At 62.6% G+C, this 1288-nt stretch carries 2 protein-coding genes; both read left to right on the top strand.

Annotated elements, in window-relative coordinates; genetic code table 11:
• Position 1 precedes the first annotated feature (1 nt).
• Positions 2-151, top strand: a complete 150-nt coding sequence (locus HPY23_RS33560; RefSeq protein WP_268927383.1) for a flagellin — start codon at positions 2-4, stop codon at positions 149-151.
• Positions 152-1000: 849 nt separating this feature from the next.
• Positions 1001-1288 (top strand): flagellin N-terminal helical domain-containing protein (locus HPY23_RS12610; RefSeq protein WP_478219413.1); only part of this gene is annotated, 288 nt, incomplete at its 3' end.

The raw sequence follows: 1288 nt of genomic DNA, 5'->3' as shown, positions 1-1288 counted from the left end.
GCTGAAGGCGGGCGCCGGCGACCTGACCCTGGCCGACCTGAACGAGGAAGGCGCCAAGCTGAGCTCGCTCAACACCCGCGGCCAGCTCGCCCAGACCGCCCTGTCGCTCGCCACCCAGCGCGACCAGCAGGTCCTCCAGCTCCTCCGCTGATCGAGCTCAAGCATTTCCAGACGACGTGAAGACCGGGTCGTCGATACGAAATGCGGCAACCCAAAGACCTGGAGTAGCGCCCGGTTGCGAAGCGATCGGGCGCTACTCCAGCGTCGACACCCAAGGCGATCGGCCATCGCGAACTCCGGGCACCAGGGTGCCCGGAGTTTTTCGTCCTTCGGACGATGCCCTGCCGAGGGGCCCTCGGCCCCGCCGGATCATTGCCGATTATCGACCCCGCCCCGATGCCTGGAGCGGAGGCTCCGCCGAGCGGCCGTCGATCGGTGACGATCTTGTCACGGCTGCGGTGTCCCGACACGGCGCGCGATCGGATCCGTCCCAGGCTGCGAGCCTCGCGCCGGCTCGTTTCCACCCGGATCCGATCGGCGTCGCGAGCGCGAGACGCTCGCATCCGGCTCATGCTGCCGGGTTTCGGCGGCGATCGAAAAACCCTTGCCACCACCGGTACCTCAGGAGCGGCATCGGCGCGCCGCGCTCTCCGCTGCGGCGATACCTGTGCGCCCCGGGCAGCCGCGCCGTGACTTCGCTTCGCGATGTTGCGTTTCCAATTCCAACACGAGCGGCATTTTGTCGGAAGATTTCTGGCGTAACAGAGCGTTATATTGCGTTATTTTGGCGGTATCGATCGTATTTGCTCAACTTTCCAACCTGTCTCCCGTCGATTACGACAGAATTTGCATTTTTTTATTTGCTTTCCTTCAGTCGATCGACGGGAGAAAAATCAATGAAACGATTTGTTAACTGAGATTAGTTGGTTGTTTTTAACGAACGGGCCGTATGGTGAGAGCCAGCACGAAAATGTGCTCCTGGAATTCAAAAGGATAAACCATGCCTGTGACGCTTTCTTCGGGTATCCGCGATACCCTGGTGACCATCCAGCAGACCGTTGCCGAGTCCACCCTGGCGCAGACGCGCCTGGCGACCGGCAAGAAGGTCAACACCGCCCTCGACAACCCCCTCTCCTTCTTCGCCGCTGCCAGCCTGAACCAGCGCGCCGACGACCTGTCCGGCCTGCAGGACAACATGCAGCAGGCCGTGCGCACCCTCACCGCCGCGAGCTCCGGCATCGACGGCATGACCAAGCTGTTCCAGACCGCCCAGGGCCTGGCGAACTCC

It is taken from the genome of Methylobacterium ajmalii, from assembly GCF_016613415.1.
Taxonomy (GTDB): domain Bacteria; phylum Pseudomonadota; class Alphaproteobacteria; order Rhizobiales; family Beijerinckiaceae; genus Methylobacterium; species Methylobacterium ajmalii.
Note: the sequence above shows the minus strand (reverse complement) of the source record. Positions and strands in the feature narration are given on the sequence as shown.